18 protein-coding genes and 1 tRNA gene are annotated in these 24,476 nt (G+C 48.2%); 10 read left to right on the forward strand and 9 right to left on the reverse strand.

Annotation, left to right across the window (positions count from 1 at the left end):
• Window positions 1–18: 18 nt before the first annotated feature.
• Window positions 19–2,292, reverse strand: a complete 2,274-nt coding sequence (locus tag AB2U10_RS11615; RefSeq protein ID WP_367914821.1) for a DGQHR domain-containing protein — start codon at window positions 2,290–2,292, stop codon at window positions 19–21.
• Window positions 2,289–3,119, reverse strand: coding sequence for a DNA adenine methylase (locus AB2U10_RS11620; protein WP_367914820.1), 831 nt, complete (start codon window positions 3,117–3,119; stop codon window positions 2,289–2,291). Before AB2U10_RS11620 ends, AB2U10_RS11615 begins: the two co-directional genes overlap by 4 nt.
• Before the next feature lie 754 nt (window positions 3,120–3,873).
• Between AB2U10_RS11620 and AB2U10_RS11625 the strand changes: the two genes are divergently transcribed.
• The 4 genes from AB2U10_RS11625 to AB2U10_RS11640 are packed head-to-tail and all read left to right on the forward strand — an operon-like array spanning window position 3,874 to window position 5,875.
• The gene (locus AB2U10_RS11625) at window positions 3,874–4,185 is read left to right on the forward strand and encodes a helix-turn-helix domain-containing protein (protein WP_367914819.1); all 312 of its coding nucleotides are present in this window, start codon (window positions 3,874–3,876) and stop codon (window positions 4,183–4,185) included.
• A 42-nt stretch (window positions 4,186–4,227) separates the two neighbouring features.
• The gene (locus AB2U10_RS11630) at window positions 4,228–4,875 is read left to right on the forward strand and encodes a hypothetical protein (RefSeq protein WP_367914818.1); all 648 of its coding nucleotides are present in this window, start codon (window positions 4,228–4,230) and stop codon (window positions 4,873–4,875) included.
• A gap of 26 nt (window positions 4,876–4,901) precedes the next feature.
• On the forward strand, window positions 4,902–5,036 hold the full coding sequence (locus AB2U10_RS11635) for a hypothetical protein (RefSeq protein ID WP_367914817.1): 135 nt from the start codon (window positions 4,902–4,904) through the stop codon (window positions 5,034–5,036).
• A 17-nt stretch (window positions 5,037–5,053) separates the two neighbouring features.
• Window positions 5,054–5,875, forward strand: coding sequence for a phosphodiester glycosidase family protein (locus tag AB2U10_RS11640; RefSeq protein WP_367914816.1), 822 nt, complete (start codon window positions 5,054–5,056; stop codon window positions 5,873–5,875).
• A 438-nt stretch (window positions 5,876–6,313) separates the two neighbouring features.
• Here AB2U10_RS11640 and AB2U10_RS11645 read toward each other — a convergent pair.
• Window positions 6,314–6,387, reverse strand: a tRNA-Ile gene (locus AB2U10_RS11645).
• Window positions 6,388–6,875: 488 nt separating this feature from the next.
• Here AB2U10_RS11645 and AB2U10_RS11650 point away from each other — a divergent pair.
• The 6 genes from AB2U10_RS11650 to AB2U10_RS11675 all read left to right on the forward strand — a co-directional run bounded on the left by AB2U10_RS11650 (window position 6,876) and on the right by AB2U10_RS11675 (window position 13,145).
• Complete coding sequence (locus AB2U10_RS11650; RefSeq protein ID WP_367914815.1) at window positions 6,876–8,096, forward strand: phosphoadenosine phosphosulfate reductase; 1,221 nt, start codon at window positions 6,876–6,878, stop codon at window positions 8,094–8,096.
• Window positions 8,077–8,679 (forward strand): IbrB-like domain-containing protein, encoded by a 603-nt coding sequence (locus tag AB2U10_RS11655; protein WP_367914814.1) that lies wholly within the window; start codon window positions 8,077–8,079, stop codon window positions 8,677–8,679. The genes AB2U10_RS11650 and AB2U10_RS11655 overlap by 20 nt, the downstream gene beginning before the upstream one ends.
• A gap of 147 nt (window positions 8,680–8,826) precedes the next feature.
• Complete coding sequence (locus AB2U10_RS11660; protein ID WP_367914813.1) at window positions 8,827–9,417, forward strand: (2Fe-2S)-binding protein; 591 nt, start codon at window positions 8,827–8,829, stop codon at window positions 9,415–9,417.
• Window positions 9,414–10,394: an FAD binding domain-containing protein gene (locus AB2U10_RS11665; RefSeq protein ID WP_367914812.1), complete on the forward strand. Its 981-nt coding sequence runs from the start codon at window positions 9,414–9,416 to the stop codon at window positions 10,392–10,394. Before AB2U10_RS11660 ends, AB2U10_RS11665 begins: the two co-directional genes overlap by 4 nt.
• Before the next feature lie 5 nt (window positions 10,395–10,399).
• A complete protein-coding gene (locus AB2U10_RS11670; protein ID WP_367914811.1) occupies window positions 10,400–12,604 on the forward strand; it encodes a xanthine dehydrogenase family protein molybdopterin-binding subunit in 2,205 nt (734 codons plus the stop codon).
• 37 nt (window positions 12,605–12,641) lie between these two features.
• On the forward strand, window positions 12,642–13,145 hold the full coding sequence (locus AB2U10_RS11675; protein WP_367914810.1) for a GNAT family N-acetyltransferase: 504 nt from the start codon (window positions 12,642–12,644) through the stop codon (window positions 13,143–13,145).
• A 54-nt stretch (window positions 13,146–13,199) separates the two neighbouring features.
• Here AB2U10_RS11675 and AB2U10_RS11680 read toward each other — a convergent pair whose 3' ends face one another.
• The 6 genes from AB2U10_RS11680 to AB2U10_RS11705 all read right to left on the reverse strand — a co-directional run bounded on the left by AB2U10_RS11680 (window position 13,200) and on the right by AB2U10_RS11705 (window position 24,356).
• On the reverse strand, window positions 13,200–13,403 hold the full coding sequence (locus tag AB2U10_RS11680) for a hypothetical protein (protein ID WP_367914809.1): 204 nt from the start codon (window positions 13,401–13,403) through the stop codon (window positions 13,200–13,202).
• Between the two features lie 12 nt (window positions 13,404–13,415).
• Entirely contained in the window at window positions 13,416–14,201 is a 786-nt protein-coding gene (locus AB2U10_RS11685) for a sialate O-acetylesterase (RefSeq protein WP_367914808.1), read from the reverse strand.
• Between the two features lie 140 nt (window positions 14,202–14,341).
• On the reverse strand, window positions 14,342–16,513 hold the full coding sequence (locus AB2U10_RS11690; protein WP_367914807.1) for a family 16 glycosylhydrolase: 2,172 nt from the start codon (window positions 16,511–16,513) through the stop codon (window positions 14,342–14,344).
• A 126-nt stretch (window positions 16,514–16,639) separates the two neighbouring features.
• On the reverse strand, window positions 16,640–19,270 hold the full coding sequence (locus tag AB2U10_RS11695; RefSeq protein WP_367914806.1) for a glycoside hydrolase family 2 TIM barrel-domain containing protein: 2,631 nt from the start codon (window positions 19,268–19,270) through the stop codon (window positions 16,640–16,642).
• A 283-nt stretch (window positions 19,271–19,553) separates the two neighbouring features.
• Window positions 19,554–21,341 (reverse strand): RagB/SusD family nutrient uptake outer membrane protein, encoded by a 1,788-nt coding sequence (locus tag AB2U10_RS11700; protein WP_367914805.1) that lies wholly within the window; start codon window positions 21,339–21,341, stop codon window positions 19,554–19,556.
• A gap of 21 nt (window positions 21,342–21,362) precedes the next feature.
• Window positions 21,363–24,356 (reverse strand): SusC/RagA family TonB-linked outer membrane protein, encoded by a 2,994-nt coding sequence (locus AB2U10_RS11705; RefSeq protein ID WP_367914804.1) that lies wholly within the window; start codon window positions 24,354–24,356, stop codon window positions 21,363–21,365.
• Window positions 24,357–24,476: the final 120 nt, after the last annotated feature.

A 24,476-nucleotide genomic window follows, 5' to 3' on the forward strand; every position in this document is an offset into this window, starting at 1 on the left:
TTTTTGGTTCAGTAATATTTAACCTTGTAACCAATCGTAAATTTCCTCAATAAAGGATAGTTCTTCGCTGGTAACGTAATATGTGTGATAATTTTCGTTACGAATTCTATTCAGTTCAACCATCCATTTTGTCTTATTTTCTTTATTGCCTATTTTTTCTTCCCCCGGCTTTGTGAAACTTGTTTCAAATAATTTTTGCCAACTCTTCAGAATGATTTCACGGTAATCGATAAGGTGTAATTGGTCCCATGGCTCCTTCTCTTCATCTTCATCTTCAATTTCACGATTTTTCTTTGCTGCAAGTAAGGTGGCCTCGGAGTATATCTTCTCTGGGACTCCTTTTTTAAACCAATTTTTGCCAAATTCCGCCTCAAGTTTTTCTCTCACTCTCATTTTGAGAAATGTATTTTCAATCTCTCTGATTAGTCTAAATGCCTTCTCATTATTTTCCTTTTCCTCTTTCTTAAGGTATTCATCTAACCCTTCATAATGAATTTCTGGATGGTTTTCTCTCATTGCCACTTGAAGCGCTCTCCAGTATTTCGCATCACCGGGAGTTCCGTATGCAGTTTTCAGTTCGGCTGTTTTAATATCTGTAAGATCTTTGTAGAAATGTATTACCGTATCTAAATAAGATTTAATCTCATCAAAAATTATTTTAACATTTGTAGTAGGCCTAATTTTTTCGGTTTTATACAAATGATTGACTAAATCATTCAACAGTAATGTAATACCATAGAAACCTTTATTTATCACAATTATATTTCCCTCTTGTTCCCAGATTTCATCCAGTTTTTCCTTTAGATATCCAAATGTACTAAAAAGAAAATCTGATATATTATTATAGGCTTTATCAAGATCACCAGTATAAAATGTTCCCAATTTCTCAATCTCATTTTTTTTTACCTTTCCTAAAAAATCGGATCTGTTTAGAGCTAAATTAATGTGTTCGGTTGTAATTGCTCTTTTATCTTCCCCAATCGAGATCTTGCCAAAAAAAGGAGACCTTCTATTCTCACCTAAATTGATGGCTATTTTAGATTTCAGTGCTTTGATCTGGTCGATGTAACTCTCAGAATCCCAAAGTAAATCGGCATCCAACGTATTTCTAAGGTCTTTTGGAACTGCTTTCTGATTTTCATTGATCTGCATAAAGAGTTTTACTTGCTCAGATCTGTCTAAATTTACTAAAGCAACTACTGGTATTGTATTGCTGGATTTATACTTTGAATTGGAATAGCCATATAGTCTATGTTGTCCGTCTATTATATATGCTGAGCGATACTTTTTTGGTAAATGCAATATACCTATTCTTGATATAGCATCTGGAACCTGATTATTACTCTGATCAAAGGTAAGTTTCTTGTTCTTGTCTGATAAAATATTTATGATGATTGAATTAGGAAAATATCCCTTATCATCATCAATGAAGTTATGTATCTCTTTTAATCGAGCTTTTTTAATTAACCTTTGGTAAGTAGGCATCATATTTTCATTTGCCTTGTTTCGGTGAAGCACGAAGCCTATTTTGAGAAGCTTCTCAGGTTCAATAGAGAATGAATAATAGGTATTCCCGCCCATTTTACCTTCAATTGCAGGTATTCTATTTTCTAAATCTGGAATTTCCTGTCCAGCGAAAAGACTTCCAAGCAATTGATACCTTGCAGCAACGCCAATTTGAGAATGTAATAGATAATAATAGTCAATTATCTCTTCTGAGAAATGGATGCCGTCAATGCTCTCTAATATAAGTTGATCGTTGTCTGAAAGACCTAGTCGACTAGTCGCTAAAATATATTTAAATTTAGGTTTAGTAAATGGAAATAAAGCAGAGATTGTATTGATAATTCCGCCCTTCTTACTTTTCATTGCCTCCAATTCTTGTCTGAAGTCCCCAATCTTATCTTTAGAACTGGATTTACATTCAACAATCAATACTGTTTCATCATCTTTTGCAAAAACATCAACCACATGGGTTAGGTTAGTGTCTTTTTTATCATAGGGGATATTAAAATGACGATTTTTATTTAACAGTTTGAAGCCAAGGTTTGCAAATAGAGACCACACCTTGTCTTCAAAAGCAATATCCAAAGGCTTTTTTTTGAATAATTTTGTTTTGGTTTTAAGTTCAGCCTTTATTTCCCATCCTTCTGAAAGTTTTTCCTTTAATGCGACAGAGCCATTCGTGAAACTCTCAAAGTAAGAATCTGCTTTTCTAACTCTTAGTTCCCTAGATACATCGTTATCTGTAATTAAATTACCGATAAGTTTGATTTTTAATTCTTCGGTCATAAATCGGCGTTTGTGAAAACGAACTCGCTGGTCTGGCTTCTTTCGGCATTAATCCCTCCAATAAGGTTAGCTCTTTTAAACTCGAATTGCTTGTCACCCTTATCAAAGATGGTCTCTATCGTTTTATGAGCAGCGTTTGTTAAAATGTAGTAAGCACCTACATTTTTCAGTTCGTCAATTAATTTACTGAGTCTAATTTGATCTTCTAAGGAAAAGATCTTCTCGTTATATTTTATAAACCCATTTAGATTATGGGAAACCGTGTAGGGAGGATCTAGGAACACTAAATCACCTTCTTTAACATTATCTAATACACCATAGAAATCCCCTTGTTTTAGAGTAGTGTTCTTTAGTGCTTTCTGAGCTGAAATCAGATTTTCCCTATCTAAAAAATCCTTTGTTCTAAAGCCGAAAGGTACATTATACATACCTTTAAGGTTTACTCTATATATTCCATTAAAAGATGTTTGATTCAGGTATATGAATCTCGCCGCTCTTTCAGATGGAGTTTCGAAAATGCTTGACCTTATCCGATAGTAATCAGTTTCAGTGTTTTGAAAGGTTTCAAGCTTTTTTATAACTTGTTTTGCATTTTGTTTAATCGCCTGATATGTCTCAATAAGGTCTCCATTCAAGTCCGATAAATAAGCATGGCCAGTGGGTTGTAAATAGAAATACGTGGATGCTCCACCTAAAAAAGCTTCATGGTAATTATTGAATTTTCCTTTCTTGATGTTACTTAAATGTTTAATAAGCCAAGTTTTACCACCTGCCCATCGTAAAAATGGCTTTATATATTGGTTGTCAGTTTGGTTTATTATTTTCATCCTTGAATTTCCTTTTCAGAATATCAGAAATTTAACTAAATGTTAAACATAATCAAATTTCTGATATTTTAATAATCTGAAGAAATTATATTTTTTGTAATCTTCTCAAAGATGCAACAAAGAACATGGTGAAAATGAAATAAACGAAAAATGTAACATTTCATCGAAACAAGCGGTAGAAATTTTTTAAAAGAATGGCGTTGAAATATCAGAAGAAAAGGCCATAAAGATTTTTACGGGAGATAACTAGGAAATGAACAATGCCCTTGCCAAATTACGTTTGGTCTGAGTCTCTTTGAAAAGGATTCTGTTTGGATATTGCGGATTTTATTGTCCCCTTATTTCGGAAGGAATTAATCCTTATTGTATTGATGGTGTATTCTGGCAAATGATGACCATTGATTTCGGTTTTCGTTGACCCCTCTTAAGTTTTTATTGAACTTTTTGAAATCCGGAGCAGATTTAAAGATATATGGAAAGTGAACGAATAAAGATGGGTGCAATAGACGAGATTTGCTGTCTGTTGTAGGACGGATACATTAGGCCTGCTTTAATTAATGCGTTTTAATTTTTAGCTCACATTTTGTTCCACTATTAGTCAACTTCCCAAAATAAAATCCATACGAGAAGTGATATTTTACCAATAGTATTTTGACGCTTTTTATCTGAAAAAGGTAAGAGGCAAGATATTTGGAGTCCCGTTGTATTTACGATTGTCACACGGATTTCAGTAAAATTTTTAAATAAAGCTGTAATGAACAAAAAGGCAATGGAAAATAAGAATATTAAAACCTTCTCTGAACACCTTGACCAGAGATATGGAAAAATTGGCACGGAAAAGAGAACCGAATTTGAGAACAAAGCAACGTCATTTGCTATTGGTGAACTAATCAAAGAGGAGCGTAAGCAAGCGCAATTGACACAGGAACAACTTGCGGAGAAAATCGGTGCCAAGAAGAGTTTTATATCAAGAATTGAAAACGGGCATAGCGATATTCAGCTTTCTACCCTCTATAGACTCATTGAGTACGGGCTGGGTCGGAAAATACATCTGACCATTGAGTAAGCAGAAGGTAAATTATATAGATGTTGAAATTTTATCCGCTTTATGGGTAGCATTAAACAAACATTTTCGAATAAATATTTCGACTGGATTTTGATCGGAATTTCTCTGGTTTTTTCAGTTCTTGAAATTATAAATCTTGTTAACGGATTTGAATATTTCGGTACTTACTTATTCAGCGTTGCATTATTTATAGCTTCTGCCGCCGCTTTTTTCTCTTTGCTTCTTGGAAAAATTAATGGAGAACGTTTTTCGCGGATTTTTATAATTACGGTTCTGATAGTTCCAGGATTTTTGATTCTGAATCAATACTTAACGGACTTGGTTTTTTATGGCATTAACCAACAGCACTTATTGCAAAACCCGATGTTGTTTCTTAAGATAACAGGCGGTATCGTATTGCTTTATTTTGCCATACAATTCTCAAAGCAACCCCAAACCGAACGAATAAAAGATTACGGAATTTTGATAATCGGAACGGGAGTCTTTGTGATTTGTTATACACTGATCCGGACTGTTGAACCCGTTTCTAATTCAGAGCTAACCGCTTATCCGATTTGGAAAACAGGGCTTAAATCAATACTCGGAATTATGGTTTTAATTATAGGGATTCGAATAAAGGACCAAAAATTGAAGTTCAGCAAGGGAGTAATTTCGGTATTAATTACAATGTTTATATTCGGAGTGATATGAATGCTACAAGTAAAAAACCAAGGAAAATGGATACCAAAAGCTGGGCAGATATAAAAGATCGCATTTACGGAGCAAAGGGAACCGAAAGAAGAGAGAAGCTTGAAAGAGACGTTGAGGTGTTTAGAATACATTTACATCTTTCAAAAAGAGAAAGACTATAATACCATTTCTTAAATATATGAACAAACGTATTTTTTACCTGTTATGCTGTATTTCCTTTGCAGCTTCCGCCCAAAACGCAAAAGACTCGCTGTCAGTGGTGAGTAAAGACTGGAAAACGGAGAAGATAGCTAAGGGTGTGGTATGGAAACAGGGGCATTTTACCGATCTGTTTGATAGTGAACAGGAAATCAACTATGTGGAAGTGGATCTGAAAAAACAGGCCAAACGCGTACATCTGGCGGCGGATCCTAAAGTGCTTAAAACTACGAGCGCCTTTGCCGAAGAAAACCGGGTTTTGGTAGCCATCAACGGCGGTTTTTTTGATGTGAAAAACGGCGGTGCGGTAGACTACATCAAAGTAGACGGGAAGGTGGTCAACCTCACGCGTACCCCATCAGCCCGGGCGAATGCCGTATTGACTCTCCATAAGAAAAAGATAACTATACAAGCCGCTACCCCGGAAAATACAGAGCAGTCAACGGCAGAAAATGTAATGCTTTCCGGGCCGCTGCTGGTTTTGAACGGAAGCAGTATTGCTCTTGACGGCAATCCCTTTAATTCCAACCGGCACCCCAGAACGGCCATGGCTGTCCAGAAGAACCACAAGCTGATTTTAATAGTGGTGGATGGGAGAAACAGTAAGGCTTACGGCATGTCGCTGATGGAATTAGCCCGGGTAATGAAGTGGCTGGGCGCAAAAGATGCTATGAATTTAGACGGGGGAGGAAGCAGTACGCTGTATATCAAAGGGAAGGGTATTGTGAATTACCCTTCTGATAACAAGCAGTTTGATCATGAAGGGCAGCGGAAGGTAGCGAATATTGTTTATTTAAGGTGATGATTCATTTGATAATTGCTCCTGTTAAAGTTAAATATCCTTTATGAACGTTATGGGTAATCTCTGATAAGTATGTATTTCATGGTTGGAGATATAGTGAAGTTTCGTTTTTGATCTTAATAATTAGCTCAGGGAAGCGCTTAAGATTTTGGATAAAAACAGCACTTTTCATGGCTTTGATTTTTCGCTCAATTCTGAGGGCGTGAGGGTAGTCGACGGCATCAATTCTAAGAAACAGGACCCAGTCGCTGGTTCTGGCTGAAAAGTGCTTCATTCCGTAGAATGCAGTGTTATGCTTCTGGATTCTTAAAGGGAGCGATTGTTGACAGGCTCCAATATAAAAGCGGGATAGCTTTTCAGAATGTAAAATGTAGCAGCAGACGTCTTTCATGTGTATGGATTTTAAGATAAAAAGCCCCTCCATTCGGAGAGGCTTTGTGGTCCCACCTGGGCTCGAACCAGGGACCACCTGATTATGAGTCAGGTGCTCTAACCAACTGAGCTATAGGACCGCTCAAATATTTTATTTTCAATCAATCACCTATTCTTATAACTATCAGAAGAGTCAGGTGCTCTAACCAACTGTAGTTCCGATAGTTATCGGAAGACCAGCTCAAATATTTTATTTTCAATCCACCACCTGTTCCGATAGCTATCGGAAGAGTCAGGTGCTCTAACCAACTGTAGTTCCGATAGTTATCGGAAGACCTATTGAAATCAGCAGGTGCTGCTTTTCTCAAAAGTGATGCAAAGGTAGAAAAATGATTTAATCGGGGCAATAGGGTGCTCTATATTTTTATGAAATCTGAGCCGGCTGCTGCTTTAAGGCCTGATAATTGAAGCTGTTCCCGAAATTTTTTTTCAGACGACTCATATTGTCTCAGTTGTTTTGGCCTCTGGTCACCAGACTGCAATTTTCCGGGAAAATCTTGTTCAAATAAATATTTTCCCTTTAATTCAAAATGGATTTAAAGATACACAGGTTTATAAACAGCTGTCCATGCGAAAAATATATCAGAAAAAAAATGTTTTTGAGGCGTCGCTGGAGCGGCTGGACCTGGTTTATTCCAGGTTTACCAAGGTGTATACTACCTTCAGCGGGGGTAAAGACAGTGGTGTAATGCTACATCTTGCCATAGAAGCAGCCCGGAAACATAACAAGCTGCCGGTGAATGTGCTGATCGTTGACCTGGAAGCACAATATTCTCATACCATTGACTATATCACGCGCATGGTCTCCCGGCCTGAAGTGAATGCGTACTGGGTATGTCTTCCGATCCATTTACGTAATGCGGTCAGCCAGTATCAGCCCCATTGGGTATGCTGGGATCAGGACAAGCAGGATGCCTGGGTCAGGTCTTATCCTGATCATCCTTCGGTTATCAAAGACCCGGATTATTTCTCCTTTTTCAGGAAGGGAATGGAGTTTGAAGAGTTTGTGATTGAGTTTGGAACATGGTTTTCCGAAGGGAAAGATACCGCCTGCCTGGTGGGCATCCGTACGGATGAAAGCTATAACCGTTTCCGGACTATCGGTAATTTTGATAAGAAGCGCTATAAAAGAAAGCAGTGGAGCACGTGTATTGCCCCTGATCTGTATAATTTTTACCCCATTTATGACTGGAAAACGAGAGATATCTGGATAGCTAACGGCAGGTATAAATTTGACTATAATAAAATTTATGATCTCATGTACCTGGCCGGTGTGCCGCTGTCGCAGATGAGGCTGTGCCAGCCCTACGGAGATGACCAGCGAAAGGGGCTGTACCTGTATAAAATACTGGAGCCGGAAACCTGGAATAAGGTAGTGAACCGGGTAGAGGGGGCGAATTTTGGCAACCGGTATTCAGAGAACAGCCGTACGATTTTCGGAAATTTTAAAATGACCCTGCCGGAAAACCATACCTATAAAAGCTATTCCTATTTTTTACTGAGCACCATGCCGCCCTATCTCCGGGAACATTATCTTTCCAAGATCAATAAATTCCTGGAGTACTGGAAGACGCATGGCTATAAGGAGGGTATCCCGGAGGTGGCAGATTCCAGGATGGAATCCATGCGTAAAGCCCCCTCGTGGCGAAGAATCTGCAGGGTGCTCCTGAAAAATGATTATTGGTGCAAAGGGCTCTCCTTTGCCCAAACCAAACGGGAAATGGAAAAACAGTTAAATATATTTTTAAAGATTCCTCACTATACGACCTATGTTAACCAAGATCATTGAACAGTATAAGAATGCTTCTTTCGAAGAGAAAGTGGAGGTGTACAACCGTATCACGCAGCAGCTCTACGATTTTCTGGGCCTGGAGCATCCTGCCCTGAATATTCACCTTGTGCCTATTGAGCAGGTAGAAGGCAATGACTATAACCCGAATAAAGTGGCTCCACCCGAAATGAGGCTCCTGGAGCTTTCCATACGAAAAGACGGACTGACCATGCCTGTGGTAGTGGCATCCGAGAAAAAAGGAGAAAAATGGGTGGTGGTAGACGGGTTTCACCGTACGGCCGTATGCAGGGAAACAGAAGATATCCGGAGAGGTTTGAAGGGATACCTGCCCGTATCGACACTGAGCAAAAACCTGGAAAGCCGGGTAGCTTCCACTGTCCGCCACAATATGGCCCGCGGAACTCACCAGGTAGAGCTGTCGGCTAAGCTGGTGGCCTTTCTGAAACGTAACGACTGGTCGAATTACCGAATCGGGGAAGAGCTGGGCATGGATCCGGATGAGGTGCTCCGGTTAAGGCAGATCACGGGACTGGCCGAGGCTTTCCAGGACCAGGAGTTTTCCAGATCCTGGGATCTATAATCCTACCCGTGAAGATACTTCCGTTATGCATTCCGAAGCACAGGATTCCAGGCCTGTGAAGAAACAATATTTTTACATTCAGCCATCTGTTTTTGTAGTGCTTTTGCCGGTATTTTCTTAAATTGAATCGGTTTTAATTTCTTGGGCATGAATAAACAGCATTACAGCAGGCGCTTCTTCCTGAAGTCGTCGGCTGCTTTTACGGCCCTGGCGGCGCTTCCGGCAGGAGTAAAAGCTTTTTATGTAGATGTGGAAAATGTGGTTCTGCCGCCCCGGCAGATGCTTCCGCTGAAAGTAAAGGTAAATAAGCAGGAGTATGAGGTGCTGGCCGACAGCCGGACCACCCTGCTCGATCTCCTTCGTGAAAACCTGGGCCTTACCGGATCCAAAAAAGGATGTGACCACGGGCAGTGCGGCGCGTGTACCGTGCATATCAACGGTGAGCGGGCGCTTTCCTGCCTTACCCTGGCCGCTATGGTGCCCGGGCAGGAGGTAACCACCATTGAAGGGCTGGCCGACGGGGATCATCTTCACCCCATGCAGCAGGCGTTTATCGAATGCGACGGCTTCCAGTGCGGGTATTGCACGCCCGGACAGATCATGTCGGCCGTAGCCTGTGTGAAAGAGGGGCACACCGGCTCGGTGGAGGAGATCAAGGAGTTTATGAGCGGAAATCTTTGCCGCTGTGGTGCGTATAACGGTATAGTTCAGTCCATCCAAAAAGTTGCTGCCCGATGAGACCCTTTGCATTTCATAAAGTGAATAACGCGGCGGAAGCCCTGAAAGATAAGAAACCGGAGGTGCAATTTATTGCCGGCGGTACTAACCTGGTAGACCTGATGAAGAAGCATATTGTCCAGCCGGAGGCGCTGCTGGACGTGTCTGCTGCTTTACCCAAAGACATTGCCGTATCAGGCAAAGGCCTTCTGATAGGAGCCATGGCCCGGAATACCGACCTGACCCTGAACAAGGATATCCTGGCGCGCTATCCGCTGGTGGCCCGGGCCGTGCTGGCCGGGGCTTCCCCCCAAATCAGGAATATGGCCAGTGTGGGCGGGAACCTGCTGCAACGCACGCGGTGTCCGTATTTTTACGATGTGAGCAGCCCCTGCAATAAACGCAGGCCTGACAGCGGCTGCGGTGCCCTGAACGGAGCCGAGCGGATGAGCGCCATTGTGGGCTATAACGAGCAGTGCGTGGCGGTGCATCCGTCTGACCTGTGCGTGGCCCTGGCGGCGCTGGATGCAGAGGTGAGAATAATGACCCCGGATAAGAAGGAGAAAAGCGTGCCTTTTCGTGATTTTCATAAGCTGCCGGAAGCCACGCCCTGGAAAGATAACACCCTCCCGGAAAATGCGCTGATTACGCAGGTGTATATCCCTGAGAATCCTTTTAACAGGCATTTTGCCTACCTGAAACTGCGCGACCGGACGTCCTATGCCTTTGCCCTGGTTTCAGTGGCGGCGGCATTGCACCTGGAGAACGGGAAGATCACGGCGGCTCGGCTGGCTTCGGGCGGGGTGGCGCATAAACCCTGGCGCTGGTATGAGGCGGAGGAGTTTCTGAAAGGGAAAGCGCCCTCGACAGAGGTGTTTGCCGGCGCGGCAGAACGGGTAGTGAAAGGGATAAAGCCCCTGGCCGGAAATGCCTTTAAGGTACCGATGCTGAAAGGAGCCGTGGAAACGGCCTTACAAAATTGTATAACCCCTCTTTAATAGCTATGAGTTTCTTTGATAATGATGGAATGCCCGCAGACGGGCGGGTGGAAGCCCGGGAGAAAGTAACCGGCAGAGGGAAATATGCAGCCGAGTACCCGGTGGAGGAAGTATGCTACGGCGTGTTTGCCGTAAGCACGGTAGCGGCCGGGAAGCTGAAATCGGTAAAAGTGGAGAAAGCAAAAGAGGCGGAGGGGGTGATAGAAATCCTTACCCATCTGAACAAACCGGTGGTTCCGGGGCTTTCCGATGAAACGAAAATACGGGAATCCCGGCTGGGACTGGCCGTTTTTCATACCGACAAGATTTTCTTCAAAGGTCAGCCGATAGCCCTGGTGGTGGCCCGCACGTTGGAAGAAGCCACCTATGCCGCCTCGCTGATAGAAGGGGAGTATGTACAGGAACCGTTTGAGGTAGACTTTGACCAGGTACGGAAAAAGACGGCGCTCACCCCTGCCGGAAAGGAAAGAGGAAGTATGGAGGCCTGGACTCACGCTGCCGCTACCGTGGAAGCCGAGTATACCATAGCGGCGGAAATCCATAACCCTATGGAGATGCATGCGACCATTGCCCACTGGGTGGCTGCCGATCGCCTGAGGCTATACGATAAAAACCAGGGGGTGAATAATGTACAACGGACCGTCGGGCGGGTTTTTGACCTCCCGGCTGAAAATATTGAAGTGTTCAGCGAGTTTGTGGGCGGGGGCTTCGGTTCGGGGCTGCGGGTATGGTCTAACACCCTGGCGGCGGCGATGGCCGCAAAAATGGTGAAGCGCCCGGTGAAGTTGATGCTTACCCGGCCACAAATGTTTATGCTGACGGGCTACCGGCCGGCGTCGTGGCAGAAAGTAAAGCTGGGGGCTGACCGGGAGGGTCGTTTCCTGGGCGGCTGGCACCAGGCCATGAACGGCACATCCACTTACGAGGATTTTAACGAATGGATCACCGGGGTGACCCGCCTCATCTATCATATTCCTAACCTGAGGACCGAAGGGGCACTGGTGCCGCTGAACCTCAGCACCCCTACCTGGATGCGGGGGCCGGGCGATTGCACCGGGGATTTTGCCATAGAAAGCGCCATCGATGAACTGAGCTATGCGCTGAACATGGATCCCGTGGCGCTGCGCCTGAAGAACACGGCCATTGATAAGCATCCTAACAGCGGCCTGCCCTGGTCTACCAATTACATGAACGAGTGTATTGAAACCGGGGCGCGGATGATAGGCTGGGAAAAACGTCCATCGAAGCCTTTGCAGCTTATGGAGGACGACTGGGCCACGGGCTACGGCATGGCCGTAGGGGCGTGGAATGCCGGAAGAGGCAATGCCAGCGCGGGTATTGTGATGCAGAAAGACGGCAGCGTGTCGGTGCGTATCGCCATGACCGATATCGGTACGGGTACGGGCACCGGCATGCGGAATATCGCGCATGAAGTAACGGGCATTCCTAAAAATAAAATTACGGTAGAGTTGGGACATTCCAGCCTGCCTGCGGCGCCCAGCCAGGGAGGCAGTACGGGGCTCTCTTCGGTGAGCGGCGCGGTGGTGGCGGTCAGCAATGACCTGAAAACCCGCCTGGCAGAATATGCGGCGGGCATTAACCCGGCATTTCAGGGCCTTAAAGCCGATGAGGTGCAGTTGACTGATAAGGGTATAGCTTTAAAAACCAATCCCGGTACTGTAGTGAGCTACCTGCAGATATGGGAAAAGAACGATCTGAAAACCCTGGAGCTGGAGGCCAGCTCCGGACCGGGCGAAGAGCGGCAGAAATTTGCTTTCTGCTCTACGTCGGCCCATTTTGCGAAGCTCCGTGTAAACCGCCGTACCGGCCGGGTGAAGATTGAAAAATACGTTTGTGTGGCGGATGGGGGCAAGATCATTAATGCCCAGGCGGCAGCTAACCAGATGTCGGGCGCAGTAACGGGCGGCATAGGCATGGCCCTGATGGAGGAGATGCAGATCGATACCCGTGTGGGCGGGTTAATTGCCAATGACCTGGCCGGGTATCATTTTGCGGTAAATGCCGATACCCCGGTCATTGAAGTGGCGTTTATCAACAAGCCCGATGTGAATATTAATCCTTCGGGTGCCAAAGGACTGGGCGAGGTGGGGATCATCGGTGTGGCAGCGGCCATCACCAATGCCATTTATAACGCCACCGGGAAACGGCTGCGCGATCTGCCGGTTACGCCGGATAAAATATTAACATAAAATTTCCTATTTTTGGGCTACCGAAAACCGTAAAACAATGGTATTAAGAAAAGCCCTGGAAAGTGAGCTGCCCGCTATCTGGGAAATTATTCAATATGCAATAGAACGCCGCAGGCAGGATGGCAGCCGGCAGTGGCAGGATGGCTACCCTAACCCGGATTCTATCCGTGCCGATTTTGAAAAAGGCTATTCGTATGTGGTAGATGATGAAGGCACTTTGCTGGCTTACGGTGCCATCATTTTTGATGTGGAACCGGCCTATAACGATATCGAAGGCAAATGGCTGACCGATGACGAATACGTGGGCGTTCACCGCGTAGCGGCCTCGCCGCTGGCTAAAGGCAAGGGTGTGGCCCAATTTTTCTTCACGGAACTGGAAGAAATAGCAAAAGCAAATAAGGTTTACAGCGTCAAGGTGGATACCAATTTTGATAACGGCCCCATGCTGCACATTCTGGATAAGCTGGGCTACACCTACTGCGGTGAAGTGTATTTCAGGGGCAGTGCCCGGAGAGCTTTTGAGAAGGTGATCCGTGCCTGAAGCCTCTTTCCCGTTCAGTAGTTTTAGCACTCGTGCAGCATGCAGGAAGCATGCTCACGGCCTGATCAGCTTTTCACCGTCTTCTCCTTTCTGGTAAATCCGGATGTAATCTATGTACATATCCGTTCTGTTATCTTCTTCCTTTGCCGGGGGATTAGTTCCAGGGCTGTCTGGCCGGTTTTCCTGCGGTGACGGATCAGAACAGGCCAGGCCGGGAAGAATGCTCAACAGAGCCAGGATATTTTTCAGATTTTTCATGATGATGCGATTTCAGGGTTTGGTCGTATACCGGGTCAGGGCCTCCGCATATCTCCGGCCCAGCTCTCTCAGGGAGGCCGTATCAAAATGGGTGTAGTCGCCCACATGATTTAACCCGGCCGAAGAAACACAGGTAATGTAGCTGTGGCGGCAGGCCAGCTCATGCAGCACTTCATTAATTTTTCTTCTTCCTTCGTGATGATTTCCCTCGTGCGGAAAGATACCCAGCTCACCCACTATGACCGGGATGCTCCCCGGCGTTATTCCGAGGTCATGATGCAGGTTTTCCATCAGCTTTTCGAAGTCGGTCCGGTAGGTGGTGGTGCGCTGAGGCTGGGTGTCTGACTCTCCCTGATGCCAGAGAATGGCTTTTATTTTACCCGACCGGAGGGCTTCGGTAGCATGGGCTATGGCTTCATCGTAAGGCCGTTTCCCGGTGGCGGGGTCTATCGCTCCGGCTTTCCAGGCACTGATGGAAGTTCCGCCAATGGCACAGGGAATCAGGCCGATGCGGTTCCGGGAAGAAGGGAGAAGGGTCATGGCAAATGAAGCTGCAAGCCCGGTTCCGGCCGCAGGTTTATCAAAATGAATGGGCTCCCGGGCCGGTTGCCATTGCCGCCCGGCATTCAGTACGAGGATGCTGTCGCCGTTTAGGACGTAATCGTCCGGCACTCCCCTGCCTGCCATGTTGGATTGCCCGATAAGAAGGTAGAGGTCGAAGTTATCTGGTTTTTCCTGGGAGTAAGTAAGTGTACCTCCAGACAAGACAACTAAAAATAGCAGAACAATGTTTTTCATAAGCGTATATAATTAGTTGTTAGTGATTAGTTGTGAGGTTTACTCTTTGAGGTCATTTAAGTTACCAATCTGTATTCTATAACTCAGGTTTCAATACTTTTTGTTATTTCATTTGTGTTCGGTTCTCGAGAACCGCGACCTTACTCTATCTTATTTCTGTACGTATCTTTTTCCCGCTGGTACACCCGCACGTAATCCACTTCAAAGGTTTGCGGGAAAAGGGAGTCGTCCACCCCTTTTTTGCCGCCCAGGTTTCCGCCGATGGCCAGGTTCAGGATGAGGTGAAAAGGACGGTTGTACGGCCAGGATTCCCATCCGTCGCCGTCGTTTTTGTAGGTAAACATCAGTTGGTCATCATAAAATACCTTGTACTGTTCCCTGTCCCATTCCAGGGTATAGGTATGGAAGGCGGTGGTCAGTGTGGAGTCTCTGATGATGCCCTTTTTCTGCGTTTTTTTGGTATGGTTATACCAGGAGGTGTGCGTGGTGCTGAACACCGTGTCCGGCGATGAGCCTATGTGCTCCATGATATCTATTTCGCCGCTTTTAGGCCAGTTACCGTATTCATTTTCGGTAGAGAGCATCCAGATGGCCGGCCAGGTGCCGCTTCCTTTGGGGACTTTGGCGCGCACCTCGATCCGGCCGTAAAGCCAGTCGCCCTTGTACTTGGTCATTAACCTTCCTGACGAGTAGTTTTTGCCGGAGGTGGGCTCTTTCCAGGCTGTGATTTTCAGGGTGCCGTTACTCACATAGGTGTTTTTCTCGTTCGCAATGGTGTACCACTGGAGTTCGTTATTGCCCCAGCCGTAGCTGTTTCCGCGGGTGTCATAGGTCCATTTGGCGCTATTGGGCAGGCCGGTATAGTCAAACTCATCGCTCCACACCAGCTTCCAGTCGTTTCCGGGCTTGAGCCGGTCAAAGTGTTCGATGATCCGGTAACGGTTATCGTGCAGCTCTTTCATGCCTTTCATGAGGGCCGGGTAGTAGTCGTACTCGTTGTTCACGATGCCCTTGTTGGAGTCGATATTCGAAGGGTCTACCCCTTTGGCGGTAGGGTCGTTATCCTGGTACTTGAAGAAGTGCCAGCCCACGCAGGAGCGCGATTCCAGCAGCTCCAGGCAAAAGTGCTGGTAGGCGGCGGCTTTGTCGGCCTGGGTTTTTACTGTGAAGCCCGCGCCGGTAGTATTGGCCAGGCCGGCATCCATGGCTTTGGTGTAGAATTCGGTGATCATGAAGGGCTTGCCGGCGTACATGGCCCACTGCTGCATCCTGTTTTTTTCGGGCGTCCATACGCCGTAATAATTCAGGGAAACGATGTCGCAATACTTCCCGGCCGCTTTAATCACCGGGATGATGTTCTTGGCTCCGCCGTGCAGCCGGCTTCCCAGGAACAGGTGATTGGGCAGGTATTTTTTGATGGCCGAGGAAACGATGCGGTAATAGGTTTCGGTGACGTAGCCGGCAAAGTCGGCCCGGTCGGCATCGGTGATCTCGCTTTCAGTCTTCCGGCGGGCTTTCAGCCATGCGGCGGCGGCCAGGTAACCGGGATCCTGTTTGTTTTCCAGGCTGAGGTAGCCTTCCAGGTTTTTGAGGCCAATGGGCAGCTCGTTATCGGAAAACACCCCGAACAGGTTGGGATCGTTTTTATAGGGGATCAGCTGCCGGGCGTGCTCATCGCAGAATTTTTCAAATTCAGGGTCAAAGGCAAAGATGGTCTGGTTCGGGTAGCCGATGTTGCCCGGAAGCTGGTAGGTTCCGCCTCTTTTTTTACCGTAGCTGCTCATGAAGTTCAGGTTAGGCGTGTAGGAGAAGCGGTGACCGGTTTTTTCATTGTTTTTAATGATCATCTCATTTTCGCTCCAGGAGCCGGCTCCGTTAAAGCCGAACTTCTGGAGGGAATCCACCGTGGCGCTCAGCCAGCTTTCCTTAGTTTTATATTTCTCTTTCAGATAATGGACATTTCTTTCGGATCCGCCGGGTCTGAGGGAGTTGATGGTGACCTGGATATTCCGGTTTCCTTCCGGGTCAATGACCCACCAGCGGCCGTTGATATAGGCCGTGCGGAAATACCCCGTGGCCTTTTCTGGGGCATCGGTTATGCTCCCGTAGCCGTTCAGTTTAACGGAACCTGCCGGAGTAAAGCCGGTCAGGTTCTTCACAATCCGTGTTTCGTACATCCGCCATTCGGTGTTCGGATTCCCCGAGACCCAGGGTTTGGCTTCCACCTGTATGGGAACGTAGTTCCGGTTTTCCTGGGCGGTGGCGGTCAAGGCGCCTAATACCAGTAGTAAAGTCAGACTTGTAGTTTTCATATTTTTTAAAATAGTTCCGAGTAATGAGTATTGAGTTCCAGGTGAGCCGGCTATTGTCACCCTGACTAGGTGTCCCCGAGCTTGTTGAAGGATATATCAATTGTCCATTCTTTCTCTTTGCTCATATTAATTAATCTTTAGGATCTTTATCGCATTCAGAATCGTATTTCCTTTCCGGCTTTTAAAATCAATCGTCAGGCCTTCGCCGGAAACATCGGTTATAAACTTCTTGATCACGGCGCGGTGTAAGCCGGCCTCTGCTGCCGGAGAATAGCCGTCAAGTACTTTCACCCGGTTAACAGAAACGTCCATTACCCCCTCCTCTGTTTTCTCCCGGAGGGTATCGTTCCCCAGGTTGTAGGGCAGGGCATCTTCGTTTTCCGGGGTGGAGAGGTCGGCCCAATAGAGGTAGACGGCATATTTTCCGGGAGGCACGTCGGCCTTGAACGTTTCAATGCCTACCCGCTGGGTCTGGAAAATGGGATCGAGCGAGGTGCCCAGTACATTGACTTCCGCTGCCGGGAGCGTGCCGAAGCGGGTTTTAGGCCGCAGCGCTTCTCCGCCGGTGAATCCCCAGCTACCGGTTTCGTAGGGCTTCTCCGGTATCCAGAGGGTGGCGGTTTCTTTTTCTTCAACGTATCGCCGGGTGCCCATCAGCACATGGATCTCCCGGAAGTCCGAAGATAAAACGGCGGGATAGAGTGTAAAATTGACCCGGAGGATGTCGCTTATATTTTCCTTTTCCAGCCGGGCTTCCAAATGATTATTCCCGTTGGTAAAAGGAATTTCCACGGTGCCTGTACCGTCTGTAATTTCCACGTCCGCTATTTTTTTGCCGTTATGAAATACCGTTACCGGGCTGCGGTTGGAATAGATTTTTACGGGCTGGAGGCATACGCCGGAAGAAGTGGCGGTTCCGGCCCGGTTCAGCCAGTCGGCCGAAGCGATTTTCACCAGGGGCTCCTTCAGCAGGCGGACCTGGTAGAGGTAATAGGTGTTTTTCGGCGTGCGATCTGTTTCCGTAATCCCTTTGCTGTTGATATGCGGTACGGCATTTTTGCGCAGCTCGGAATGGAAATCGTTCAGGTTCCATAGCGCCGCCGCGGCGATGAAATCCGATTTCAGGATGGACTTCAGGTAATGTTCATGGTACAGGTCGCCGTATTCCACGCTGAAATCAAACCTTTCCGGGTGAAAGCTGTGGATGCGCGAATCCACATCGGCCCCGTATTCCGAAAGGATGGTAGGTTTGTGCGGATATTTCTCCCGGTAATTCAGAAGATACCGGTCAAAGTCTTCCACCCGGTCGCTGTACCAGCCCTGGTATAAGTTCCAGCCGATGATCATGGGAACCTCAAAGAGCCCGGCATCTTCGTACGCTTTCATGGAGCCGTGGAAGGCTACCATGGTGTAGCGGGAAGGATCCAGCTCCCGGATTTTGTTTTCAATAGCGCGGGCCTGCCGGTTCACTTCCCTGCAGTAGGGGAGGTAGGCTTCTTCGGTGGCCTTGTAAGGCGGACGGAGCATGACCTCGTTCATGTACGACCACATGACCAGCGAAGGATGATTAAAGTTCTGCCGGACCATCTCTTCGGCCATGAACACGGAATTATCCAGGAAGGCCTGTGTTTCGGTGACGGCGTTCACAATCGGGATTTCCACCGAAGCCACGATACCCAGCTGATCACACATTTCCAGGATAAGGGGATCCTGGGGATAGTGGGATATTCTCAGGAAATTGCCGCCCATGGCTTTCAGCAGGCGGATGTCGCGGATATGGAAGGCGTCATCCAGGGCGTTGCCTTTTTCTTTGTAGTCCTGGTGGCGGTTGGTGCCGATCAGCTTCACGGGCTGATCGTTCAGGAAGAAGCCTTTAGCGGCATCAAAACGGAACCATCGTAAGCCGAAGGTATGGGTGGCTTCTTCCCAGGTTCGGCCGTTTTTTTTATCTTTTACGGTGGTTTTTACACGGTATAGCTGCGGAGTTTCTATAGACCACAACTGCGGATCGCGCAGGGTCTGGGCAGAGGTGACCCGCCTGCCGGTTTGGTGGGGCTCCAGCAGAACGGTGATTTCTCTGCGGCCGGCTTCTTTCCCGTCCGGACTTTGAATACAGTGTTCGATAATTACCTCCTGGCGTGCGGAGGTTTTATTGTTCAGTACGGTTTCGATCTCTGTATCGGCGCTTGTCCGGCTTACTTTGGGTGTACGGATATACACGCCGGAAGAGGCCATGTCTTGCGGTGAAATATGTACTTTTTCCCTTACGTCAAGGTATACATCGCGGTAGATGCCGCCAAAAAAGGTGAAATCTGCGCTCAGGGGCGGGATGGAGACGTCGTGCGCATTGTTCACCCGGATGCTGATCTCGTTGCTTTCCCCGAATTTCAGGAAGGGCGTGATATCAAAGCTGAAGCGGGTGTAGCCGCCTTTGTGCTGCCCTGCATGCTGCCGGTTGATGTAGACGTCGGTGACCTGGTTGGCTCCTTCAAAATACATATAAACCGATTTGTTTTTATAGGCTGCCGGGATGTGGGTGGTTTTGGTGTAAACGCCGGTACCGCGGAAAAAACCGGGCTGGTCGTCCAGTACATCGCGGTCGTTCCATGTATGCGGAAAGGAGATGATTTCAGAGTCGCCGTTTTCTCCCTTATGAAATGCCCAGGCCTCATTGATGGTGAATTTCTGGGCTTGGATACGGCCGGCAAGCAGCATGGACAGGAGGAGGATGTATTTTACTCTTAAAGAGGCTTTCATGTTTTACTCGTTGAGAAAGAAGGGTAAGGTTTTGAAATATTTCAGTCATGAGGGGTTAATCTGGTAAGTATGGGTGTTGTTGTCAGTTCGAGCGTAGTCGAGAACCGAGCGTAGTCGAGAACCGGATAGACTTCGTACTACTTTGTCTACTGGTGTCCCGGCTGGTACTTTTCGCTGTCATATCAAGCATAGTCGAGATGAGCATATCGCCCGGTTCTCGACTACGCTCGAACTGACAGAGGACACCATACTGGCCAAATTAAATCTCAATCTGATCCCCAAATTAATATCCCGTAGTCTGCGGGAAATTCTCCGGGCCCATCGCATCGATCTGGTCCTGCGGAATAGGCCAGTTCACATGGAAGGGCTTCACGTTGAACCGCACCAGCACGTCGTTATCCGAACCGTTAAAATCGATGTAGTAATCCGGATTCGGGCCAAAGGCCTTGTCCCGGCCGTCGCCCACCCCGTAGCTTCCGGCATTGTACGGTACGGCACTGCCCGGGTACTTGGTGAAGTCGCCGGCGTACCGGGTCATCTGGGTGTACCATATGCCGTTTCTTTTCAGGAAATCCCAGCGCCGGCCTTCAAAGGCCAGCTCGCGGGCATGCTCGTCTCTCACCATTTCAAAGGTTACCGGGGTAGTCACCGCAGGGTTGCCGGCCCGCTGCCAGGTTTTGTTATAAAAGTACTGGGCCTTGGCCTGGTTTCCTGTTTTTACGGCGGCTTCGGCAGCCAGCAGGTAGGATTCGGCCAGACGGAATACCATCACGTCTTTGTAGCTCACCGGGCCGTCGGCATCGATCAGCTTGTCCCATTTGTCATACATCTTGATGGAAGAAGGCAGCAGGTTCCGCCGGTCTATCTTGGTATTGGTGGCGGCGAATATATCTCTGCCGTAGATTACCGAGCCTATGGCCACTTTCACCGGCGCATCAGTGGTGTTAGACGTGGTGCGGTATTCGCGCCCGGTCTGGGCATCTACTTTGGTTTGCGCCATCGGTATGGTGATCAGCTTGTTCGGATTCTGGTAGGTGTAATCTACTTTGTAATAAGCGGTGAGGCGCTTGTCGTTTTTGGGATACAGCGACATCAGGTAACTGTTCGGATACGCCAGGCCCCATTGCCTTCCCAGGTTTTCTTCGTTATATTTGACCAGCACACCGTTCACCATTTTATGCGTATAGTCGGTTTCGGCCATGATGTTGATGTACTGCGAACCCAGGCGGTGCCCCTCGCCGCCGCCCCGTTCCAGCGAGAAGTTAAGCGAGAACAGGGTTTCGCTGAGGTTATAAAAGTCTTTCCGGTCAAAGATGGCTTTGGGGTCGCCAACCAGGCTGTGTGCCTTGTTATTTTCAATGGCCTCCACTTGCCGGATCACCTCTTCCCAGTTGCGTGTCCAGGCAGAAACCAACGCTTTCATGTGGCGGGCGGCATCCTGGGTGAGGCGGCCATCCTGCCGGTCTGCTACTGGCAGACCTTCTATGGCTTTGTCGATATCGGAGATCATGAGCTGGAAAACGGCAGCGCTGTCTGCCGGAGTGTACTTAATGCCGTCCATATTTTCTTTGGTTACCGGCTCTGTGCTTAGGTAAAGGCGGGAGAAGCGCGACCACAGGCCATAGTAGCTGTAGGCTCTCCAGAAGTAGGCCTCTGCTACGGCGCGGGTGGTTTGTTCCCCGAAATTGCTGCCGAAATGGATGATCTCATTGGCCCGTCCGATGATGTAATACCGGTGCGTCCAGAACGGGCTGTAGATCAGGCTCCGGATGTTGGATGTAGGGCCGGGCGACGTAAACCGACACAGGTTAGCGTCATCACCGGTGGTAAAAACGCTGAGATCGGTGTTTCTTTCGCCCCAGATGTGGGTGCCCAGGAAACCGTTGGCATTGCCTTTACGGCTCAGCCCTCTTTCGTAGGAGTACATCGACTCGGCCATTTTTTCTATCCCTTCCGGGGTTTCAAAAAGGGTGGCCGTAGTAAAGGTGGTTTCGGAAACCTCGGTTAGGTAGTCTTTGCATGATGATGTGATCAGTGCAAGCCCCAGGATATAGATAAGATATTGTTTCATTTGTTTCTGTAGTTTGGGTTGTTAAAAGCTCACATTCAGACCCAGTACGAAGGTACGGGGTTCGGGATAGCTGCCCGGCTCTTTTTCAGGACTGTACGATTTGTAATCGGTGATCGTGAAAATGTTGGTGGCCGTGGCATAGATCCGCGCCCTTGTAGCCTTTATCCCTGATAATACCTTGTTCGAAAAGGAATAGCCCAGGGTAGCCGTCCGTAAACGGAAGTAGGAGGCATCCTGCAGCGCTAACAGTCCCATATAAGGCACGGAGGCCGTGAACTGGGGCCGCGGAGCCGTGTTAGACGGGTTTTGCTCTGTCCAGTAATCTACCTTGATACCGTTCTTTTTACCATTCAGACTACCGCCTTCGTTGAAGCCGTAGAGATACGGATTGCTCTTGGTCACGCCCTGTACGGTATAGAACTCGGCCTGCGCATCAAAATTTTTATACCTTACCGAAGTATTGAAAGTGGCGTACCAGTCAGGCATGAGGTTATACACCTTGCGGTCGTCTACCGTGATCTGGCCGTCGCCGTTGTAATCCAGGATCTTGATGTCGCCCGGTTTTGGCTGGGCATCGCCCGGCAGGTACTGGTGCGGTTCGGCGGTTTCACCTTTCTGCCAGATACCGGCAAACACATAGTTGTAGGTTACGTTGATCGGCTGGCCGATGAACCAGTTGTTCGTCAGATCGTTGATCGGGGTACCGTTTTCATCGGTACGGCCGTCGATCCGTACAATCTCGCTTTTCTGCGTAGAGAAGGTAGCGCCCAGGTTCCAGTCCACGTTTTTGTTCCGGACCACGTCGCCGTTCAGGGTCAGCTCAAAGCCGGAGCTTTTGGTTTCTCCCAGGTTATCCCACATGGTGTTATAGCCGGTAATGGAGGGCACGGTACGCTGGATGAGCAGGTCTTTGGTCCGGGTATTGTAGTATTCCAGGGTACCGCGTATCCGGCTCCGGAGCACGGCAAAATCAAGTCCGTAATTCAGCGAGCCGGTGGTTTCCCACTTCAGATCCTGGTTGATCAGCTGGCTGGAGGGCAGGTAGCCGATGCTCAGCTGGTCGCCGAACAGATATTCATACGATGAAGAGAGTCCGAGGGTCCGGTAGGCCGGAATGGCCCAGTTACCTACCACCCCGTAGCTTACCCGGGCTTTGAGCTCGTTCAGCCAGTGCACATCTTTCAGGAAGCTTTCTTCGTTGATCCGCCAGGCCAGGGCCATGGAGGGGAAGTTTGCCCACTTGTTGTCGCTGCCGAATACCGATGCCCCGTCGCGGCGCACTGAAGCGGTCAGGAGGTAACGGTCCAGCAGGCTGTACTGTACCCGGCCTGCCCATGACATAGAGCGCGTTCTGTTGATGGAACGGATGGCCCCGGATATCTCTGCATCACCGGCCACATTCCAGTCGAAAATGTCGGTGGTGGAGTTGATAAAGTTCATGCCCGTGGTTTTCTGCAGGTCTTCCTCAAAAGCGTGAATGAGGGTGGCCGTCAGCCGGTGATGGGTACTGACAAAAGGTACGGTATAATTCACCACATTTTCTATCAGGAACGAGTTCCGGTTAAAAGAGGTTACCTGGCCGGTACCGGTAGAAGAGGGGTACAGCTTGGTACGGTAATTACCGGTTTCGCGGCTGTTGGTTCTCAGGTTGGCATTGATGCGGTACGAAAAGTTTTTGAACGGCTTGAAGGTGATGTTAGACGCCAGGGTGAGGTAGTCGTCCAGCTGCGAGCTCTTGTACTCGCGCACGCGCCAGAGCGGGTTGATGTCGCCCGAGGTAGTAGATTCTCTCAGCAGGTTTCCGTCTGCGTCATAGGCCTGGGCCAGCTGCGGCATGGTCAGGATCCCGTTAAAGTTGGCATCCACGCTGTTGATCTCGGCTTTGCTAAACGACATATTGACGCCCAGATCCACCCATTTGGCCGGTGAATAGTCTACATTAGACCGGAAATTTCCCCGGCGGAATCCCGAGCCCTGAACGATACCGTTCTGGTCGAAATAGCCCGCTGCCAGGGCATATTTTACATTTTTAGCCCCGCCGCGAAGGCTCACATCGTATTTCTGCTGAGGGGCATTGGTCAGCATCAGGTCTTCCCAGTTGACGTATTTTCCATTCTGGTAGGCGTCATACATGATGGCGTCATCGATAACAGCCTGGTAGTTGATGTTATCCGGTGTACCCACTCCGCTGGTGCCTTCGGTGTATTTGGCCCAGAACCGGAGCTTCGCAAATTCTTCGGGAGAATACAGGTCGAAATTCCGTTTGTAATCCTGGAAGCCGGTATAGGCCGAAACATCCACGGTGGCCTTTCCTTCTTTTCCTCTTTTGGTAGTGACCAATATTACGCCGTTAGAGGCCCGTGAACCGTAAATGGCCTGGGAGGATGCATCTTTCAGCACTTCTATGGAAGCCACATCGTTCGGGTTCAGGTCATTGATATGCGGTACGATCATGCCGTCAACGATAAAAAGCGGCGTCTGGCCGCCGCTGAGCGAACGCACGCCCCGCACCAGGATGCGTGAGGCCCCGCCCGGAGCCGAGTTATCCAGCGTAACGTTCAGACCGGCCGCCTGCCCGCGGAGCATCTCGGTGACATTGGCCGCGGGGAATTTCTCCAGGTTTTCCGATTTGATGGAAGCTACCGAACCGGTGAGATCGCTTTTCCGGGTGACGCCGTAGCCGATCACCACTATTTCATCCAGCACCTCGGTGTTTTCGTTCATGATAATGGTAAGAGCCGTCCGGCCGTTCAAAGCTTCGGTTACTGCCTCGTAGCCTACATACGTAAACCGCAGGGATGCATTGGGCGACGAAACCTGCAGGGTAAACCGGCCGTTGACATCGGTCAGGGTAGCTTTCCCGCCAGCCACTTCGGTGACGGAAACGCCGATGAGAGGTTCTCCTCCTTCCGACTGAACGGTCCCTGAAACCGCCGGGTTCTGAGCGGAAAGGGTAAAGGGGAAGAACAGAAGCAGTACATACAGTATGTACAGGTGTTTTGTAAGGTTGTTCATGTTTGATAGATTAAGGTTGACCTTTTACAAAATTGAGAAATGTAAAAAGGAAAGGATAGGCCGATAAATCATATTTACAAAAGAATAGTCTTTGAATAAATATATTTATTGATTGGATAA

This window comes from Leadbetterella sp. DM7, from assembly GCF_040829825.2.
Lineage (GTDB): Bacteria > Bacteroidota > Bacteroidia > Cytophagales > Spirosomataceae > Leadbetterella.

Coding starts and splice junctions, on each gene's coding strand:
- AB2U10_RS11615 (WP_367914821.1), bottom strand. CDS start 2,292: ATGACCGAAGAATTAAAAATCAAACTTATCGGTAATTTAATTACAGAT.
- AB2U10_RS11620 (WP_367914820.1), bottom strand. CDS start 3,119: ATGAAAATAATAAACCAAACTGACAACCAATATATAAAGCCATTTTTA.
- AB2U10_RS11625 (WP_367914819.1), top strand. CDS start 3,874: ATGAACAAAAAGGCAATGGAAAATAAGAATATTAAAACCTTCTCTGAA.
- AB2U10_RS11630 (WP_367914818.1), top strand. CDS start 4,228: ATGGGTAGCATTAAACAAACATTTTCGAATAAATATTTCGACTGGATT.
- AB2U10_RS11635 (WP_367914817.1), top strand. CDS start 4,902: ATGGATACCAAAAGCTGGGCAGATATAAAAGATCGCATTTACGGAGCA.
- AB2U10_RS11640 (WP_367914816.1), top strand. CDS start 5,054: ATGAACAAACGTATTTTTTACCTGTTATGCTGTATTTCCTTTGCAGCT.
- AB2U10_RS11650 (WP_367914815.1), top strand. CDS start 6,876: ATGCGAAAAATATATCAGAAAAAAAATGTTTTTGAGGCGTCGCTGGAG.
- AB2U10_RS11655 (WP_367914814.1), top strand. CDS start 8,077: ATGTTAACCAAGATCATTGAACAGTATAAGAATGCTTCTTTCGAAGAG.
- AB2U10_RS11660 (WP_367914813.1), top strand. CDS start 8,827: ATGAATAAACAGCATTACAGCAGGCGCTTCTTCCTGAAGTCGTCGGCT.
- AB2U10_RS11665 (WP_367914812.1), top strand. CDS start 9,414: ATGAGACCCTTTGCATTTCATAAAGTGAATAACGCGGCGGAAGCCCTG.
- AB2U10_RS11670 (WP_367914811.1), top strand. CDS start 10,400: ATGAGTTTCTTTGATAATGATGGAATGCCCGCAGACGGGCGGGTGGAA.
- AB2U10_RS11675 (WP_367914810.1), top strand. CDS start 12,642: ATGGTATTAAGAAAAGCCCTGGAAAGTGAGCTGCCCGCTATCTGGGAA.
- AB2U10_RS11680 (WP_367914809.1), bottom strand. CDS start 13,403: ATGAAAAATCTGAAAAATATCCTGGCTCTGTTGAGCATTCTTCCCGGC.
- AB2U10_RS11685 (WP_367914808.1), bottom strand. CDS start 14,201: ATGAAAAACATTGTTCTGCTATTTTTAGTTGTCTTGTCTGGAGGTACA.
- AB2U10_RS11690 (WP_367914807.1), bottom strand. CDS start 16,513: ATGAAAACTACAAGTCTGACTTTACTACTGGTATTAGGCGCCTTGACC.
- AB2U10_RS11695 (WP_367914806.1), bottom strand. CDS start 19,270: ATGAAAGCCTCTTTAAGAGTAAAATACATCCTCCTCCTGTCCATGCTG.
- AB2U10_RS11700 (WP_367914805.1), bottom strand. CDS start 21,341: ATGAAACAATATCTTATCTATATCCTGGGGCTTGCACTGATCACATCA.
- AB2U10_RS11705 (WP_367914804.1), bottom strand. CDS start 24,356: ATGAACAACCTTACAAAACACCTGTACATACTGTATGTACTGCTTCTG.